Origin of the sequence: Sphingomonas sp. 8AM (genome assembly GCF_902506455.1) — a bacterium.
Taxonomy (GTDB): domain Bacteria; phylum Pseudomonadota; class Alphaproteobacteria; order Sphingomonadales; family Sphingomonadaceae; genus Sphingomonas.
In genome coordinates, this window is the sequence record NZ_LR733844.1 from 681,814 (window position 1) to 698,106 (window position 16,293).

Annotated in this window: 17 protein-coding genes and 1 other RNA gene; 6 read left to right on the top strand and 12 right to left on the bottom strand. The window is 68.0% G+C overall.

Annotated elements, in window-relative coordinates:
- Positions 1-66 precede the first annotated feature (66 nt).
- The 3 genes from paoA to paoC are packed head-to-tail and all read left to right on the top strand — an operon-like array spanning position 67 to position 3,847.
- Entirely contained in the window at positions 67-705 is a 639-nt protein-coding gene (gene paoA / locus BACI71_RS03475; RefSeq protein ID WP_159755095.1) for an aldehyde dehydrogenase iron-sulfur subunit PaoA, read from the top strand.
- A complete protein-coding gene (locus tag BACI71_RS03480) occupies positions 702-1,655 on the top strand; it encodes an FAD binding domain-containing protein (protein ID WP_159755098.1) in 954 nt (317 codons plus the stop codon). Before paoA ends, BACI71_RS03480 begins: the two co-directional genes overlap by 4 nt.
- Positions 1,652-3,847: an aldehyde oxidoreductase molybdenum-binding subunit PaoC gene (paoC, locus tag BACI71_RS03485; protein WP_159755103.1), complete on the top strand. Its 2,196-nt coding sequence runs from the start codon at positions 1,652-1,654 to the stop codon at positions 3,845-3,847. The genes BACI71_RS03480 and paoC overlap by 4 nt, the downstream gene beginning before the upstream one ends.
- Before the next feature lie 201 nt (positions 3,848-4,048).
- Here the strand turns inward: paoC and BACI71_RS03490 are convergent, their stop codons facing one another.
- From BACI71_RS03490 to BACI71_RS03545, 12 genes are all read right to left on the bottom strand, one after another.
- Positions 4,049-4,384 (bottom strand): (2Fe-2S) ferredoxin domain-containing protein, encoded by a 336-nt coding sequence (locus BACI71_RS03490; protein WP_159755107.1) that lies wholly within the window; start codon positions 4,382-4,384, stop codon positions 4,049-4,051.
- Complete coding sequence (locus BACI71_RS03495; protein ID WP_159755110.1) at positions 4,360-4,908, bottom strand: J domain-containing protein; 549 nt, start codon at positions 4,906-4,908, stop codon at positions 4,360-4,362. Before BACI71_RS03495 ends, BACI71_RS03490 begins: the two co-directional genes overlap by 25 nt.
- A 54-nt stretch (positions 4,909-4,962) precedes the next feature.
- Positions 4,963-5,357, bottom strand: an RNA gene (gene rnpB / locus BACI71_RS03500) — RNase P RNA component class A.
- A gap of 126 nt (positions 5,358-5,483) precedes the next feature.
- Positions 5,484-6,173 (bottom strand): N-acetylmuramoyl-L-alanine amidase, encoded by a 690-nt coding sequence (locus BACI71_RS03505; protein WP_159755113.1) that lies wholly within the window; start codon positions 6,171-6,173, stop codon positions 5,484-5,486.
- 82 nt (positions 6,174-6,255) lie between these two features.
- Positions 6,256-7,080 carry a CheR family methyltransferase gene (locus BACI71_RS03510; protein ID WP_159755116.1) on the bottom strand — a complete coding sequence of 275 codons (825 nt, stop codon included), beginning with the start codon at positions 7,078-7,080 and terminating at the stop codon, positions 6,256-6,258.
- Positions 7,080-8,141 carry a chemotaxis protein CheB gene (locus tag BACI71_RS03515; RefSeq protein WP_159755119.1) on the bottom strand — a complete coding sequence of 354 codons (1,062 nt, stop codon included), beginning with the start codon at positions 8,139-8,141 and terminating at the stop codon, positions 7,080-7,082. Before BACI71_RS03515 ends, BACI71_RS03510 begins: the two co-directional genes overlap by 1 nt.
- Positions 8,142-8,170: 29 nt before the next feature.
- Complete coding sequence (locus tag BACI71_RS03520) at positions 8,171-8,536, bottom strand: response regulator (protein ID WP_159755122.1); 366 nt, start codon at positions 8,534-8,536, stop codon at positions 8,171-8,173.
- Positions 8,537-8,607: 71 nt separating this feature from the next.
- A complete protein-coding gene (locus tag BACI71_RS03525) occupies positions 8,608-9,042 on the bottom strand; it encodes a chemotaxis protein CheW (protein ID WP_159755125.1) in 435 nt (144 codons plus the stop codon).
- Positions 9,039-11,327 (bottom strand): chemotaxis protein CheA, encoded by a 2,289-nt coding sequence (locus tag BACI71_RS03530; RefSeq protein WP_159755128.1) that lies wholly within the window; start codon positions 11,325-11,327, stop codon positions 9,039-9,041. Before BACI71_RS03530 ends, BACI71_RS03525 begins: the two co-directional genes overlap by 4 nt.
- A gap of 114 nt (positions 11,328-11,441) precedes the next feature.
- Positions 11,442-12,299 (bottom strand): hypothetical protein, encoded by an 858-nt coding sequence (locus BACI71_RS03535; protein ID WP_159755130.1) that lies wholly within the window; start codon positions 12,297-12,299, stop codon positions 11,442-11,444.
- A 185-nt stretch (positions 12,300-12,484) separates the two neighbouring features.
- Entirely contained in the window at positions 12,485-13,132 is a 648-nt protein-coding gene (locus BACI71_RS03540) for a histidine phosphotransferase family protein (RefSeq protein WP_159755133.1), read from the bottom strand.
- Positions 13,133-13,140: 8 nt separating this feature from the next.
- A complete protein-coding gene (locus BACI71_RS03545) occupies positions 13,141-13,596 on the bottom strand; it encodes a Mov34/MPN/PAD-1 family protein (protein ID WP_159760804.1) in 456 nt (151 codons plus the stop codon).
- Positions 13,597-13,612: 16 nt separating this feature from the next.
- Between BACI71_RS03545 and BACI71_RS03550 the strand changes: the two genes are divergently transcribed.
- The 3 genes from BACI71_RS03550 (at position 13,613) to mtgA (ending at position 16,271) form a co-directional block, all read left to right on the top strand.
- On the top strand, positions 13,613-14,560 hold the full coding sequence (locus tag BACI71_RS03550; protein ID WP_159755136.1) for an RluA family pseudouridine synthase: 948 nt from the start codon (positions 13,613-13,615) through the stop codon (positions 14,558-14,560).
- 71 nt (positions 14,561-14,631) lie between these two features.
- Complete coding sequence (gene rpoH, locus BACI71_RS03555) at positions 14,632-15,534, top strand: RNA polymerase sigma factor RpoH (protein ID WP_159755139.1); 903 nt, start codon at positions 14,632-14,634, stop codon at positions 15,532-15,534.
- 62 nt (positions 15,535-15,596) lie between these two features.
- Entirely contained in the window at positions 15,597-16,271 is a 675-nt protein-coding gene (gene mtgA, locus BACI71_RS03560) for a monofunctional biosynthetic peptidoglycan transglycosylase (RefSeq protein WP_159755142.1), read from the top strand.
- The last annotated feature ends 22 nt before the right edge of the window (positions 16,272-16,293 follow it).

The following is a 16,293-nucleotide window of genomic DNA, read 5'->3' on the forward strand; positions in this document are numbered from 1 at the left end:
AACATGGATCGGGCGCGTTTCATCGGAGGGAGCGGCTTTCCTGCCCGCTCCCGCAGCAGGACCGACATGACCGACACCAACGGATTTAGCCTCACGCGGCGCGGCGCGCTCGTCAGCGGGGTCGCCGCCGCCTCCACGACCGCGCTGCCGCTCGACGCGCAACCGCTGCCGGCGGAGACGCCCGCCGCCACCGTGCCGGTGTCCTTTACCGTCAACGGCAAGAAGCGCGCGCTCGATCTCGATCCGCGCGTCACCTTGCTCGACGCGCTGCGCGAGCACCTGCATCTCACCGGCAGCAAGAAGGGCTGCGACCACGGCCAGTGCGGCGCATGCACGGTAATGGTCGAGGGCAAGCGCATCAACTCGTGCCTGACGCTCGCGGTGATGCACGACGGTGACAGCATCACGACGATCGAGGGGCTCGGCAAACCGGGCGACCTGCATCCGATGCAGGCCGCGTTCGTCAAGCATGACGGTTACCAGTGCGGCTATTGCACGCCGGGCCAGATCATGGCGGCGGTCGCGATGTTGCAGGAGGTGAAGGACGGCGTGCCGAGCTACGTCTCGACCGACCTCACCGCCGCCGGCCGCATCGACGCGCAGGAAGTGCGCGAGCGGATGAGCGGCAACATCTGTCGCTGCGCCGCCTATTCGAACATCGTCGCCGCGATCGCCCATGTCGCGGGTGCGGAGGACGTCGCATGAAGCCCTTCACCTACGAGCGCGCCACCTCCCCCGCCGCTGCCGCCGCCGCGGTCGCCGCCAGGCCGGGCGCGAAGTTCGTCGCGGGCGGCACCAATTTGCTCGACCTGATGAAGCTGCAGATCGAGGCGCCGACGCATCTGGTCGACGTCAACCGGCTCGCGCTCGACACGATCGAAGCGACGCCTGACGGGGGATTGCGCGTCGGGGCGCTGGTCCGCAACACCGCGCTCGCCGCCGACAGCCGCGTGCGCCGCGACTATGGCGTGCTCAGCCGTGCGTTGCTGTCGGGCGCGTCGGGGCAGTTGCGCAACAAGGCGACGACCGCGGGCAATCTGCTCCAGCGGACGCGTTGTCCGTATTTCTACGACACCAATCAGGCGTGCAACAAGCGCAAGCCCGGCTCGGGCTGCGCGGCGCTGGGTGGCTATAGCCGCGCACTGGCGGTGATCGGCACCAGCAAGGATTGCATTGCGACCCATCCCAGCGACATGGCGGTAGCGATGCGCGCGCTCGACGCGACGGTGGAGACCGTCGACGGCGGCGGGCGCACCCGCACGATCCCGATCGCCGACTTCCATCGCCTGCCCGGCAGCACGCCGTGGATCGAGACCGCGCTCACCCCCGGTGAGATGATTACGGCGGTCACGCTTCCCGCCCCGGTCCGCGGGACGCACATCTATCGCAAGGTGCGCGACCGCGCCTCCTACGCCTTTGCGACGATCTCGGTCGCGGCGATCCTGCCCGAAAGCGGCACGCCGCGTTTCGCCTTCGGTGGCCTCGCGCACAAGCCGTGGCGGGTGCCCGCTGCCGAGACGCGGATGGATGGCGGCGCGAAGGCGATCGCCGCCGCCGCGCTCGCCGGTGCCACGCCGACATCGCAGAACGCCTATAAGATTCCGCTGGTCGAGCGCACGCTGGCCGCGGTGCTCGCCGAAGGACGCGCAGCATGAAGTTCGACACCCCCGCCGGCCGCAACCCGATCGATCAGCAGAAGGTCATCGGCCGGCCCACCGACCGCATCGATGGCCCGCTCAAGGTCACCGGCACTGCGCCTTATGCCTTCGAGCGCAACGATGTCGCGCCGAACCATGCCTATGGTGTGATCGTCGGCACAGGCGTTGCCAAGGGGCGGATCACGCGGATCGACACCGCCGACGCGCAGCGCGCGCCCGGCGTGCTGTCGGTGGTGACCTATGAGAATGCCGGCAAGCTCGGCAAGGCCAAGGCGCATACCGCGACGATGCTCGCCGGGCCGGAGGTCGAGCATTACGATCAAGCGGTCGCGATCGTCGTCGCGGAAACCTTCGAGCAGGCGCGCGACGCCGCCAAACGCGTCCGCGTCGATTATGCCCGCGCCAGGGGCAAGTATGAGCTGAAGGCGGTCAAGGACGGCGCGCCGATCGCCAAGGGCGACAAGATGAAGACCGCGCGCGGCGACTTCGCCGGTGCCTTCGCCAGCGCCACGGTCAAGCTCGACGCAACCTATACCACGCCCGACCAGAGCCACATGATGATGGAGCCGCACGCGACGATCGCGGCGTGGAACGGCGACGAGCTGACGCTGTGGACCAGCAACCAGATGATCGCCTGGGCGGTGCGCGACATGAGCGAGACGCTGCTGATACCCAAGGAAAAGATCCGAATCGTCTCGCCCTATGTCGGCGGGGGGTTCGGCGGGAAACTGTGGGTGCGCTCCGACGCGGTGATGGCGGCGCTCGCGGCAAAGGCAGCAGGTCGTCCGGTCAAGGTCGCACTCGCCCGCCCGCAGCTGATGAACAACACCACCCATCGCCCGGCGACGATCCAGCGCATTCGCATCGGCGCGGACAAGGCCGGCAAGATCACGGCAATCGCGCATCAGACGTGGTCGGGCGACCTGCCCGGCGGTGGTCCGGAGACGGCCGCAAACCAGACGCAGCTCCTCTACGCCGGCGCGAACCGGCTGACCGAGACGCATCTGGCGGTGCTCGATCTGCCCGAAGCCAATGCGATGCGCGCGCCCGGCGAAGCGCCCGGGATGATGGCGCTCGAGGTCGCGATGGACGAAATGGCGGAGAAGCTGGGCATGGACCCGGTCCGCTTCCGCATCGTCAACGACACGATGGTCGATCCGGAGAAGCCCGAGCGGAAGTTCTCCGACCGCAACCTCGTCCGCTGCCTTGAGGAAGGCGCGGCGAAGTTCGGCTGGAACCGCCGCAACCCGAAGCCGGCGCAGGTGCGCGACGGCGACTGGCTGGTCGGCCTCGGTATGGCGGCGGCGTTCCGCGGCAACATGAACATGAAGTCCGCCGCGCGCGTCGGCGTCGATCGCAAGGGCGTGGTGACCGTCGCCACCGACATGACCGACATCGGCACCGGCAGCTACACGATCATCGCGCAGACCGCCGCCGAGATGCTCGGCGTGCCGCTCGACAAGGTCGTGGTGCTGCTCGGCGACAGCCGCTTTCCGGTGTCGTCGGGCTCGGGTGGCCAATGGGGCGGCAACAGCTCGACCGCGGGCGTCTACGCCGCCTGCGTCGACCTGCGCCGCCGCATCGCGCAGAAGCTCGGCTTCAACTCCGACGACGTGACCTTCGCCGACGGCAAGGTGTCGAGCGGCAACCGCTCGGTCGATCTCGCCAGGGCGGCGGGCGACGAGGGAATCAGCGGCGAGGACTCGATGGAATACGGCACGCTGGAGAAGGATTACGCGCAGGCGACGTTCGGCGCGCATTTCGTCGAGGCGGCGGTGAACATCTACACCGGCGAGATCCGCGTGCGGCGGATGTCGGGCGTCTATGATGCCGGGCGCATCCTCAACCCGAAATCGGCGCGCAGCCAGGTGATCGGCGGGATGACGATGGGGATCGGCGCGGCGCTGATGGAAGATGCGGTGGTCGACGCGCGCTTCGGCTATTTCGTGAATCACGATCTCGCCGAATATCACGTCCCCGTGCACCTCGACGTGCCGCATCAGGAGGTCGTGTTCCTCGACACGCTCGACGACAAGACCTCGCCGATGAAGGCCAAGGGCGTCGGCGAACTGGGGCTGTGCGGCGCGGCGGCGGCGGTCGCCAACGCGGTCTACAACGCCTGTGGCGTCCGCATCCGCGACTATCCGCTGACGCTCGACAAGGTGCTGGAGGGGTTGCCGGTGGTCTGAGGGCGAGCGCGGGCCACGTCCTACCCCCAACCGGTCATTCCCGTGAAGGCGGGAATCCAGACACGCAGGTCTATCGATAGAAGCGCCCGGTCAGACGTTCTGGATTCCCGCATTCGCGGGAATGACGGGGTTCACCGTCGTCCCGCGCTCGACCCGGGCCCCGCTTCTAGCCGGCGCTCGAGAAAGAAGCGGGGTCCCGGATCAAGTCCGGGACGACGGCGGGAGGCTCAACTGCCCCGCCAGCGCATCGACGTCCACCCCCGCTGGCACGATCCGCCAACACCCCGGCGTGCGACTGTCGACGATCGTCACCGCACCCTTCGGACAGATCCCGAGGCATTTCACCTCGACCACCCCGACCGCTGCCTTGCGCCCCTTGCCGAACCCCGGCTCAGCACGCAGCGCCTTGGCGAGCGACGTTTTCCCCTTCGCGCCAAACCCGCCGCCCAGCTTCTTGGAGCACTTCCCGCACACCAGCACCGCGCCGGTCCAGCCAGCACGCACCTGCTCCTTCAAGGCTCGGCGCGCGGCTTCCATGTCCGCGCCTCCTCGGCAACGCGCAGCACGTCATAGGCGGCCTGAATCGCCTGAAAGCGCGTCGCCGCATCCTTGTCGCCGGGCCGCACGTCGGGGTGGTTCGACTTCGCCAGCCGCCGCCATGCCAGCCGCACGTCGTCGAACGTCGCGTCTGTCTCCAGCTCCAGCACCTCCAGCGCGCGCATCTCGTCACGCGAACGCGAGCCGTCGCCCGACCCAGCCCATGCCTGATGCTTTGATTGCGAGAACCCGCCCGCATCGCGGCGTTCGTTCGCCTCGCGCTGCGCCGCTTCCTCGGCGGACAGACCCTCGAAATAATTCCAGCCGCGATTGTATTCGGCGGCATGCGCCTGACAGAAGTACCAGCGATCCGGGCTGTTCGGCGATTTGGGCGCCGGGCACGTCCCCGGCTCGGTGCAGCCATGCCGGTCGCACAGCCGGACGGTCGTCGCCTCGCGATTGGCACCATAGCCGCGCCAGCGGGGAAAGCCCCAGTCGTTCGATCGGGTAGGAATACGTGCCATTCCTGCGGCACATAAGGACGCGCCGCGCCCGCGCCAACCGATCGCGTCCGCGAATTTGCCAGAGGGCCTGTAAGCCGGGTTCTGTCCACCCCGCGAACGGGGATAGGCGACCATTCCTCTCGGCGCGCCGTTGCCGACGCGCTCCAGCAACCAACCCGGGCAGCGGGTGGGAACACACCCCGACGACGCGAACGCCGCCATGCCGCCCCTATTCGGTCTTGCTCCCGGTGGGGTTTACCGTGCCACGACCGTTACCGGCCGCGCGGTGCGCTCTTACCGCACCCTTTCACCATGACCGGGCCGAGGCCCAGGCCGTCTGCTCTCTGTTGCACTGTCCCTGACCGCGGGCTCGCGCCCTTGGCCGGCGGGCGTTACCCGCCACCGTTGTTCCGTGGAGCCCGGACTTTCCTCGGCACGCTCACGCGTGACGCGGCCGCCCGGCCCTCTGGCGGAGCCCTCTTAGTGAAGGCGACACCGATAGCAAAGCAGATCATCATTGCGAGCGTAGCGAAGCAATCCAGGCGTCATGGTCCGGCTCTGGATTGCTTCGCTCCGCTCGCAATGACGAAAAGGGGTCAATCATCCCCCTGCGGCCGGGGCAGCAGCAAGGCGAGCAGGATCATCCGGCATTCCGCATCCATCTCGCCGTCGATCAGTTCGGGGCGAAAGCGCCGCTGGAAGGCCATGATCGCCGCCATCCGGTCGCTCACGTCATAGCCGAACCGCTCCAGCGCGAGGCAGAACGCCGCCTCGCCCCACATCGGATCGACCAGATTTTTGGTCGGCCGCGGCAGCGCCAGCCGCAACCGCGCGAGCCGATGCCACGGGAACAGCTCGCCCGGATCGCGCTTGCGCAGCGGCGCGACATCGGAATGGCCGACGATATTGCCGCGCGTGATCTCGTACATGTCCTTCAGATGCGCGACGAGCCGGATCACCGCCTCGACCTGCGGCTCGGGGAAGGCGCGATAGCCGTGTTCGTGGCCGGGGTTGACGATCTCGATGCCGATCGACGCCGAATTGACGTCGGTCACGCCGCGCCAGTGCGCCGCGCCGGCATGCCAGGCGCGCTTGTCGTCCGGTACCAGCCGCGTGATCGTGCCGTCCTCGTCGACGAAATAATGGCACGACACTTCGGCCGCGGGGTCGCAGAGCCGGTCCAGCGCCTCCTGCGCAGTCTTCATGCCCGTATAGTGCAGCACGATCATCGAGATCGGCAGCAATCGCTCGTTGCAGTTCGGCGACGGTCGTTCGCGACACCTCATGCGCCCGATCCGCCCGTCCGACGCTCCCTGCCTGTCACCATCGACCTCGCCAACGTTACCCGATGGAACGTCGTTCGCGAAATCAGCGTCCTGTGTAAACCCGGTTGCTATCACCGGTGTCGGGAACGCGCTCGTACAAACCCCGTGCACGCGTGCTGGGGCGGAGCCGTTCCGATTGCCCGATCACCGTTTCCCCCGCTCCCAGCAGCAGGAAGCCATCCGGCCTGAGCGCCCCCGCCAGCCGCGCCAGCACCTGTTCGCGCTGATGCGGGGCGAAATAGAACAGCAGGTTGCGGCACAGGATCAGATCGAACTCACCGACCGGCGGCGCGTCGACGATCAGGTTGTGGCGCCGATAATGAACGGCACCGAGCAATGTCCCCGACGCGCGCCACTGATTGTCTGCGGCGGGCTCGAACCAGTTGACCATACGCCGAACCGGCAGCCCGCGCTGGATCTCGAACTGCGAATAGGTGCCCGTGCGCGCGCGGGCGATCGCGGCGGCGGACACGTCCGTCGCGACGATCTCGGGCATGGCTCCCCCGGCCTCGGCAAAGATCATCGCCAGCGACAAGGGCTCCTGTCCGGTCGCGCAGGCCGCGCACCACACGCGCAGCGGCACGCGTCCGGCCACCGCTTCCGCCGCGCCCTCGATCACGCCGGCATCGCGGAAGAACGAGGTTTCCTGATTGAGCAGCGCGTCGACGATCCGGTCGGCCAGTTGCTTGTCCTTTCCCTCGATCAGCCGCGCCGCGAGCTGGTCGACCCGGTCGAACGCATGCGCCTGCAACAGCGGGCCGAGCAACGCCTCGAACCGCCAGCTGCGACCGACCGCGATCCGTTGCCCGGTGCGCGCCTCCAGCAAGGCCGCGAAGACGCGGGCGGAGCCCGGATCGATCTCCGCCATCAGCCGCGCGTCCCCAGGCGGCGCGCCGCGATCATCGCGCCGATCTCGCGCGGGGCGAGCACCGCATCGGCAAGCCCCGCCTCGGCCACCGCGCCAGGCATCCCCCACACGACCGACGACTCGCGATCCTGCACCACGATCGTCCCTCCGGCGGCACGCACGGCGCGTGCGCCCTCGAGGCCGTCCCGTCCCATGCCGGTCAACACCACCGCGAGCAGCCGGGTGCCGTAGGTCTGCGCCAGGCTGGTGAACATCGGATCGACCGACGGCAGATTTCCGGTCGGGCTCGGCGACTGCGACAAGCGTGTGGCGATACGGCCATCGGCCTGCGTCGCGGCGAGCAGATGGGCGTCGCCGGGCGCGATCAACACCTCGCCGAGGCCGACGTGACGGCGCTCCTGCGCGATCGACGACGGCCGTTTCGCCACTGCCCCGACCTGCGCGGCAAAATAGGGCGAGAAGGACGGCGGCAGATGCTGGGTGACGAAGATCGGCTGCGTCATCGTCGCGGGCACCTGTTCCAGCAGCGAGGCGAGCGCGTGGATGCCGCCGGTCGACGCCCCGATCGCGATCGCGTCGAAGGGCGGCGGGGTCATGATCGTCGCGCGCCGTGGCAGCGGCCGGTTCTCGCCATGTGCCGCGAGCAGGTCGAGCCGCGCCAGCAACGTCTCGCCGAACCGGCCCGCGAAGGCACCGATACTCGGCTTCACCAGCGTGTCCGCCGCGCCCAGCGCGAGCGCATGCATCGTCACCGCCGCGCCTTCCGCCGCGGAACTCGACACGACCAGCACGCGCGCGCCCTTGCCCGCGGCCAACAGCTCGGGCAGCGCGTCGATGCCGCTTTGATAAGGCATGACCAGGTCGAGCAGGATGAAGTCGACCGGCTCCCGGCGCAGGAACGCCAGCGCGCGCTGCGCGTCCGGCAGCGCGCCGGCCAGCTCGAAACGGCCGCTGCCCGTAATGAAACGCGACAGCGCGGCGCGCGCGACCGCCGAATCATCGACGATCAGGACGCGGGGTCGCGGCCGTTCCGCCCCGGCCGGGTCTGGGCGCTGAATCATGGCAGGGTCCGGCACGGGTCCGTCCGGGATCAGGCGACGCCGACGATCTGGAGCTTGCTGTGCAGCGTCTCCCGGTCGAACGGCTTCATCACATATTCGTCGGCGCCCGCCTCGATCGCGGCACGGATGTGCGCCATGCCGTTCTCGGTGGTGCAGAACACCACTTTCGGACGACGCGGCATCGGCTCCTCGCCCAGCGCGCGCAGGAACTCCATCCCGCTCATCACCGGCATGTTCCAGTCGAGCAGGATGACGTCGGGACACGACTGCCGGCAATGCGTCAGCGCCTCGCGCCCGTCGCCCGCCTCGGACACCGAAAAGTCGAGCGCCTCCAGGATGTGGCGCGCCACCTTGCGGATCACCTTCGAATCATCGACGATCAGGCAAGTCTTCATGATTTTTCCGATATTTCTGGTGCTGCCGCATCTTGGCCGCGGCGCAGTAAGGATGGGGTTAACGGCGACGCTCAGCCCAGCGCACCGGCGCGCGCGACCAGCCGGTCGAGATCGACCGCCATCAACGTCTCGCCATCGCCCTCGGCGACGCCGGTGACGAAATCCCACTCGCCCGCGCTGCCCTGCGCGATCGGTGCCGGGGCGAGCGTGAACGTTGCGACATCCTCCAGCGCGTCGACCGCGATCGCGTAGAGATGCCCGTCGACCAGCGTGGCGACCGCGCGGCCGCCCTTGCCGTCGCGCACCATCGGCGTACCCCCGAACAATTCGCGCACGTCGATGACCGTGGCGACGCGGCTGCGCATCGCGGCCAGCCCGACCACGGCGGGGGCGGCGCCGGGCGCCGGAACGGTGCTGTGCACCTCGACAACCGAATCGACACGCTCGGCGTCGAACAACAGACCCCGGTCGCCGACCCGCGCGACCAGATGCAGAGCGCCCTTCATGCGGCATATCCCTTCAGCGCGGCGATCAGCGCGACGCGGTCGAATCGGTACAGCGGCTTCCCGCGCTCGCGGCTCAGCCGCAGCGCGGGCACCGGTGGCGTGTCGGCATCGTCCTCCATCGCCAGCGCCAGAGCGACTGGCGTATCCGGCGGCGCACGCCGCACGACGCGGTAACCGGCCTGCTCGATCGCCGGCTTCAGGAACGCTTCCATCCAGCCGCTCTCCGCGCCGTGCAACAGGCACAGCGGACGCTCGGCAATCGCGGCAGCGTCGCCGAACAGCGCCAGCGGATCGACCAGCTCGATCGGATCGCCGTCGATCACCGCCAGCCCGGCGATCACGCCATGCGGATCGGCGGCCGGCGCGATATCCTGCGGCAACGGTACGATCTCGATCGGGTCGGCGATCGGGTAAGCGAGTTCCTGATCGTCGAGCTGGAGGCGCAGCACCTTGCGCACCTCGCCGGCGACCGCGCCGGTGCCCGCCCATACCGGGATCGAACGATCGCCGATCGTCAGCCACAGCCCGCCTGCCAGCGCACGCACCGCACCCGCCGCAACCCCCTCGATCCGGTCGACCGCGTCCGACACGATCATCCGGCGCGCGCCGTCGATATCGTCGAACAGCAAGGCCCGGACCGGCTCGACCATCTCGGCCTCGACGACCGCGGCATCGGGCCGCTCGAACACCAATGCCGCTCGCGCCGCGATCGCCGAGCAATCAAGCAACAGGATCGGCGCGCCATCGTCGGGCAGCATCTGCCCGGCATAGATCCCCGCGCACATCACCGCCGGCGCGGCGGGCTTGACGACCAGTTCCTGCGTGTCGCGTACGCCGTCGAGCGCGAGTGCGAACCGTCCTTCCCGCAGCGACACGATCGCGAGGAAACCCGGTGCCGCCTGCGCCTCGCCCTGTCCGAGCAGCGTCGGCAGCGAGACCATCGGCAAGCGTTGCCCGCGCAGCAGCACGACCGCGCCCGCCGCGACCCGGTCGACACGCACCGAACCGCCATCCACCGCGACGATCTCGTCGACCGACTGACGCGGGATGGCGAAACGCGTTCCCGCGGCATCGACCAGTACCGCATTGAGGATCGCCAGCGTCAGCGGCACCTCCAGCGAGATCACCAGCCCCTGCCCCGGCCGGCTGGTCAGCGAGATACGCCCGCCGGCCTGTTCGACATTGGCCTTCACCACGTCCATACCGACGCCGCGCCCCGACAGCGCGGTCACCTCGTCGCGCGACGACAGCCCGGCTTCGAAGATCAGCTTCAGCCGACCCTCTTCGTCGAGCGCGGCCAGTTCGGCGGCGCGCTCCGGCTGCGCGCGCAACGCCTTGGCGAGCAGCCGCTCGCTGTCGATCCCGCGCCCGTCGTCGGCGATCTCGATGATGATCAGGTTGCCCGCCTGCCGCGCGACGATCCGCAGCTGCCCGGCCACCGGCTTGCCGGCGCGCATTCGTCCCGCGCGATCCTCGATCCCGTGGTCGACCGCGTTGCGGACGAGGTGCACGAGCGGATCGCGCAGCAGCTCGATCATCTCGCGGTCCAGTTCGACGTCGCCGCCCTCGATTGTCAGCGTCACCGACTTGTCGAGCGCCGCCGCCGAGTCGCGCGCCAGCCGCGGAAGCGCCGAGAACAGCGACTCGACGCGCTGCATCCGCGTCCGCGTCACGGTGTCGCGAAGTTCGTCGACCGAGATGCTCAGCCGCTCGAGCATCGATTCGAGCCGCGGATCGTCGATCATCCGCAGGTGCCGGGCGAGCTGGTTGCGCGCCAGCACCATGTCCGACACCCCGCTCATCATCCGGTCGAGCAGATCGACCGACAGCCGGACCGAGCGTTTCGGCGCGACCCGGCTGGCATGCGCCACCGCGGGCGTCTCGGCCGTCTCGACCGCGGCGACGACCTCGCCCGCGATCGCGCCGTCCAGCGCCGCGATCAGCATCGCCTCGCCAGCCTCTGACAGTGACTCCCCCGCGTCGATCGCCTCGACGATCTCGCCGATCCGGTCGATGATCGCGAGGATCACGGTCACCAGCGCCTGATCCGGCGCGCGCTCGCCGGCGCGCACCGCGGCCAGCGCATCCTCCGCGGCATGGCTCAGCCGTGCGAGCCGCGGCAGATCGAGGAAGCCGCAGCTGCCCTTGATCGTGTGAACGAAGCGGAAGATCGCATCCAGCCGCGATCGATCGCCGGGGTCGGCCTCCCACCCCACGATCTCGCCCGAAATCGCCTCAAGCGTCTCGCGCGTTTCGGCAATGAATTCCTGCAGAAGATCGTCCATGCGGTCCCGTCGCGTCGTGTCGCTACGGACGGCATGGCATGTCAGCAGTTAAAAGGGTCTTTACTGAGGGGAGCGCGGCACCGCCCCGCTGGAGGAGTGCCGCACGGTCCTTCGTTACTGCTGGAGCGAGGCGGTGAGATGGGCCTGCTGGAGCGTACCGTCCGCTTCCTTCAGCACGATCACCAGTGCCAGCTCCTTGCCACCGGGGCCGAACGGCCGCCCGCGGTATTCGCCGGTCAGCTTGCCGTCCACACTTTGCAGCGTGCCCTTGATATGCTTGGCCGCATCGATCGTACCGGTAAGCGTCATGTCCAGTGCATCGCCGTCGTCGAACATCGGGACGGTTCCCGAGACCACGCTCTTCGCCAGATCGACGGTCAGCGACGCAGGCTTCGCGCCGGCCTTCTTCTCTTCCTCATTGATCATCGCACTATAAGTCAGCTTCGCGATGCCGTTCAGTTCCGCTGGGTTCGTCGGAGAGCCGATGACAAACGACCGGTACTTGCTGCTATCGCCATATTCGGCGAACGTGAAATACTGGTAGTCAGGCAACTTGTCGGGCAGCTCCAGCGCCACCAGCCGGGTTGTGGTTTCAATGCGCAGCCCGGTGCCGGCGCTAATGTTGGGGAAAGAATACACCCCGCCGTCCGGCAGGTCGGCGCTATCGGCGAAGGTTATTTTCGATTCGGCCTTTCCCCAGCTCGTCACGGCAGTGTCGGAAGAGCTGAATTCGACCGTGGTGAATTTCCCGTCGGTTCCGGTCGACGAAAACCGGTCGTAACCGGTGAAGGTACGATCGACCTTGAGATTAGCGGCCTTCTCGTAGGTATAGGACGGCGCCGCCGGCGTCGGCGTTGGCGTCGGCGCGACCGCGGCAGTTCCGGTGCCGGCCGCGCCGGCAGACGAAAGCTGCGCCCCGTTTTCATCACTGCCGCACCCGCTGAGCATCAGTATCAGCGCCACCGCGGTCATCGTTCTTCGCGTCATAACTCGCCTCATAACAGAACATACACCCCCCAAGCGGATGCACATCCTATTCTAGGCCAGACACAAACTAATCCGTTGGTTAATCGACGATATACTTCGTCAACGTTACCGTGGGACGTCAATCAACTCATCGCGAGGTTCGCCAGATCGGGTTAGCCTTGCACGAAGACTTACCGGTTCGGCAGCGCCGCGCCGAACAGCAGCGCGCCGTCGACCGGCTCGCTGACCACCACCGATCCGCCAGCCTCCTTGACCAGCTCGTGGACGAGGAACGCCGCCGCCGCGCGCGGCGCGACCGCGCTGTCGTCGGCAGGGCCGTCGGTCAGCGTCGTCCGCAGATCGGGGTCGAGCACGATCCGCGGTCCCTCGGCGCGCAGCACGATTTCGGTGGTCTCGGCGCCTTCCTCGGTGCCGATCGTCACCGTGCCGCCGCGCACCAGCGTGTCGCCCGCGATCAGCGCGAGGTTGAGCAGCACCTTTACCGCGGTCTTGGGCAGCTCGGTCGCCTCGACCATCCACTGCAGGTTCAGCCGCTTGTTGTCGCCGAGCAGCGCCTCGACCGCCTGTCGCGCCTCCCGCACGTCGACCCGCTCGCCGAACCCGCCCGCTGCGCCGAATGCCAGCCGGAAGAACTTGAGTTTGTTCGCCGAGGTCCGCGCGCTTTCGTTCAGCAGCTCGAGGCAGCGCGCGCGCATGTCGGGGTCGGTCTCATCGTTGAGCAGCTCCAGCCCGTTGTTGAGCGCGCCGACCGGCGAGAGCAGGTCGTGGCACAGCCGCGAGCAGAGCAACGAAGCGAAATCGACCGGGCTGATGGTCATCGGTAAGGCTACCTCGGCGGGATGGCGTTACGGCCTTGTGGCGAGTCGCCGGAGCCTGTGCAACCGCTTACCTCCACCGGTAGCGGATCGAACCGCCCGTGCATCGCACCGCCGGCCACCGCCCGCCACCCGGTCACCACCGCGCCCGCGACGATCAGCCAGATGCACCCGTCCGGCGCGGCATCGGCGGCGTCGCGCGGGGATGGCGCCGCAACGCCCGACGGATGCGAATGATAATGACCGATGATCCGGTCGCTTCCTCCCCTCGCCGCGCGATGCGCCGCGATCAGCGCCGCCGGGTCGATCTCGAACCGGATGGCCGGGTCGGCGGCGACATTCCGGCACGGCACCAGCCGCGTGACGATGTCGCCGTCGCCGAGCAACAGCCCGCAGATCTCGTGCGGCGTGGCGGCGGCCATGGCACACAGCTCGCGGCGCTGGGCGATTGTAATCTTGACCATCATCGCCATTTAGCAAGCAATGGACCGGGGGGTCATCATTCTCGAAGCGACGATCGCACCGGCAGCGGACGGCTGGCGGGTGGACCGTGCGCTCGCCGATGCGGTCCCGACACTGTCGCGCGAACGGCTGAAGGTGCTCATCAACGCCGGGCAGGTCACGCAGGGCGACACCGCGATGCGCGACCCCTCGCGCAAGGCGCGTGGCGGCGAACAGTTCGCGGTCGCCGTTCCTGCCCCCGCCCCCGCGCATAACGAGGCGCAGGACATTCCGCTCGTCATCGCCTTCGAGGACGAGCATCTGATCGTCATTGACAAGCCCGCCGGGCTGGTCGTCCACCCCGCCGCCGGTAATTTCGACGGGACCTTGGTCAACGCGCTGCTTCACCATTGTCAGGGATCGCTGTCGGGCATCGGCGGGGTCGCGCGGCCGGGGATCGTCCACCGGATCGACAAGGACACGTCCGGGCTGATGGTCGCGGCCAAGACCGATCGCACCCACGAAGGCCTCGCAAAACAATTCGCCGCGCACAGCATCGACCGCCGCTATCGCGCGATCGTCGGCGGGCGCCCGATGCCGGCGGCAGGATCGGTCGACGCCCCGCTCGCGCGGTCGCCCACCAATCGCAAGAAAGTCGCGATCGTGCAGGGTGGCAAGCGCGCGGTGACGCATTACCGCACGCTGGAGCCGCTCCGCGAGGCGACGATGGTCGAATGCCGGCTCGAAACCGGGCGCACGCATCAGGTGCGCGTCCATATGGCGTCGATCGGCCACGCCTTGCTGGGCGACCCGGTCTATGGTAGAACAAAACATGCTCACAAGCAGGTGCTGGACACGCTGAATTTCCGCCGACAGGCGCTTCATGCCGCGCATCTGGGGTTCGTGCATCCGATCACCGGCGAAACGCTGGGTTTCGACAGCGCGATGCCTTCGGACATGCAGGAACTGTTCAGTCAGCTTATCGTATAGAAACGGAACGCGGGTCGGCGTCGCCAGCGGGCACGTCGCGCGTATTCCGCAAGGAAGGGAGACTTAGGATCATGGCAACCCGCAGCAACGTCCCCGCGACGATTCCTGCGCTCGGCGGGGAGCAGAGCCTCAATCGCTACCTGTCGGAGATCAAGAAGTTTCCGATCCTGGCGCCCGAGCAGGAATATATGCTCGCCAAGCGCTTTCAGGAGCATGGCGATACCGACGCCGCGGCGCAGCTCGTCACCAGCCACCTGCGGCTCGTCGCCAAGATCGCGATGGGCTATCGCGGCTATGGCCTGCCGGTCAGCGAGCTGATTTCGGAGGGCAACATCGGCCTGATGCAGGGCGTGAAGAAGTTCGAGCCCGATCGCGGCTTCCGCCTCGCCACCTATGCGATGTGGTGGATTCGCGCCTCGATCCAGGAATTCATCCTGCGCTCGTGGAGCCTCGTGAAGATGGGCACCACCGCGGCGCAGAAGAAATTGTTCTTCAACCTTCGCCGGATGAAGGCGCGCCTCGATGCGTTCGAGGACGGCGACCTGACGCCCGAGAACGTCCAGAAGATCGCCACCGATCTCGGCGTGACCGAGGCAGATGTGGTCAGCATGAACCGCCGCATGGCGATGGGCGGCGACACATCGCTCAACGTCTCGATGCGCGAGGATGGCGAGGGTCAGTGGCAGGACTGGTTGCAGGACGATGCACCGCTTCAGGACAGCGTCGTCGCCGACCAGCAGGAGAAGGATGTCCGCCACGACATGCTCATGGATGCGATGGGCGATCTCAACGATCGCGAGAAGCACATCCTGACCGAGCGGCGGCTGACCGACGATCCCAAGACGCTGGAAGAACTCAGCCAGGTCTATGGCGTCTCGCGTGAGCGCGTCCGCCAGATTGAGGTGCGCGCGTTCGAGAAGCTCCAGCGCGCGATGATGCGGCTGGCGGGCGACAAGCGGATGCTGACCGCCTGATCTGCGATGCGGCACCGGCGGGGGGTTGAGCGACCCCGCCCGGTGCCGGTACGACGCAGCGCATGTTCACTGCGCTGCGCCTGCTCATCAAGATCGTCCTCGGCTTCGTCGTGCTGTCGCTCGTCTGGGTCGGCGTGTACGCGATCGTGCCCGTTCCCTTCACGATGACGATGATGGGCGACCTCGTCGGCGGTCATTCGGTGACCAAGGACTGGACGCCGCTGTCGCGGATCGACCCCGACATGCCGCGCGCCGCGATCGCGGGCGAGGATGCGCGCTTCTGCAGCCACCACGGCTTCGACTGGCGCGCGATCGCCGGAGCGGCGGCGCACAATGCCGGGGGCCAGCGGATCCGCGGCGGCTCGACGATCAGCCAGCAGACTGCCAAGAACGCCTTTCTCTTTCAGGGCGGCGGCTATCTCCGCAAGGCGCTGGAGGCGTGGTTCACGCTCCTGATCGAGACGATCTGGGGCAAGAAGCGGATCATGGAAGTCTATCTCAACATCGCCGAAACCGGGATCGGCACCTATGGCGCGGAGGCGGCGTCGCAACGCTACTTCCACCACAGCGCCGCGACGCTCAGCCCGGTCGAGGCAGCGCGGATCGCCGCCGTCCTGCCGCTGCCGAAGAAGCGGGAGGCGGTCGCCCCGACTGGTTTCGTCCGCCGCCGCGGCAACCAGATCACGCGCTATGTCGGGATCGTGCGGCGGTCCGGACTGGACGCCTGCCTGCGCTAACCTACTCGTCATTGTGAGCGTA

Coding starts and splice junctions, on each gene's coding strand:
- paoA (WP_159755095.1), top strand. CDS start 67: ATGACCGACACCAACGGATTTAGCCTCACGCGGCGCGGCGCGCTCGTC.
- paoC (WP_159755103.1), top strand. CDS start 1,652: ATGAAGTTCGACACCCCCGCCGGCCGCAACCCGATCGATCAGCAGAAG.
- BACI71_RS03530 (WP_159755128.1), bottom strand. CDS start 11,327: ATGGACGATCTTCTGCAGGAATTCATTGCCGAAACGCGCGAGACGCTT.
- rpoH (WP_159755139.1), top strand. CDS start 14,632: ATGGCAACCCGCAGCAACGTCCCCGCGACGATTCCTGCGCTCGGCGGG.
- BACI71_RS03540 (WP_159755133.1), bottom strand. CDS start 13,132: ATGACCATCAGCCCGGTCGATTTCGCTTCGTTGCTCTGCTCGCGGCTG.
- BACI71_RS03490 (WP_159755107.1), bottom strand. CDS start 4,384: ATGGAAGCCGCGCGCCGAGCCTTGAAGGAGCAGGTGCGTGCTGGCTGG.
- BACI71_RS03495 (WP_159755110.1), bottom strand. CDS start 4,908: ATGGCACGTATTCCTACCCGATCGAACGACTGGGGCTTTCCCCGCTGG.
- BACI71_RS03520 (WP_159755122.1), bottom strand. CDS start 8,536: ATGAAGACTTGCCTGATCGTCGATGATTCGAAGGTGATCCGCAAGGTG.
- BACI71_RS03510 (WP_159755116.1), bottom strand. CDS start 7,080: ATGGCGGAGATCGATCCGGGCTCCGCCCGCGTCTTCGCGGCCTTGCTG.
- BACI71_RS03535 (WP_159755130.1), bottom strand. CDS start 12,299: ATGACCGCGGTGGCGCTGATACTGATGCTCAGCGGGTGCGGCAGTGAT.
- BACI71_RS03550 (WP_159755136.1), top strand. CDS start 13,613: ATGGACCGGGGGGTCATCATTCTCGAAGCGACGATCGCACCGGCAGCG.
- BACI71_RS03505 (WP_159755113.1), bottom strand. CDS start 6,173: ATGAGGTGTCGCGAACGACCGTCGCCGAACTGCAACGAGCGATTGCTG.
- BACI71_RS03480 (WP_159755098.1), top strand. CDS start 702: ATGAAGCCCTTCACCTACGAGCGCGCCACCTCCCCCGCCGCTGCCGCC.
- BACI71_RS03545 (WP_159760804.1), bottom strand. CDS start 13,596: ATGATGGTCAAGATTACAATCGCCCAGCGCCGCGAGCTGTGTGCCATG.
- BACI71_RS03525 (WP_159755125.1), bottom strand. CDS start 9,042: ATGAAGGGCGCTCTGCATCTGGTCGCGCGGGTCGGCGACCGGGGTCTG.
- mtgA (WP_159755142.1), top strand. CDS start 15,597: ATGTTCACTGCGCTGCGCCTGCTCATCAAGATCGTCCTCGGCTTCGTC.
- BACI71_RS03515 (WP_159755119.1), bottom strand. CDS start 8,141: ATGATTCAGCGCCCAGACCCGGCCGGGGCGGAACGGCCGCGACCCCGC.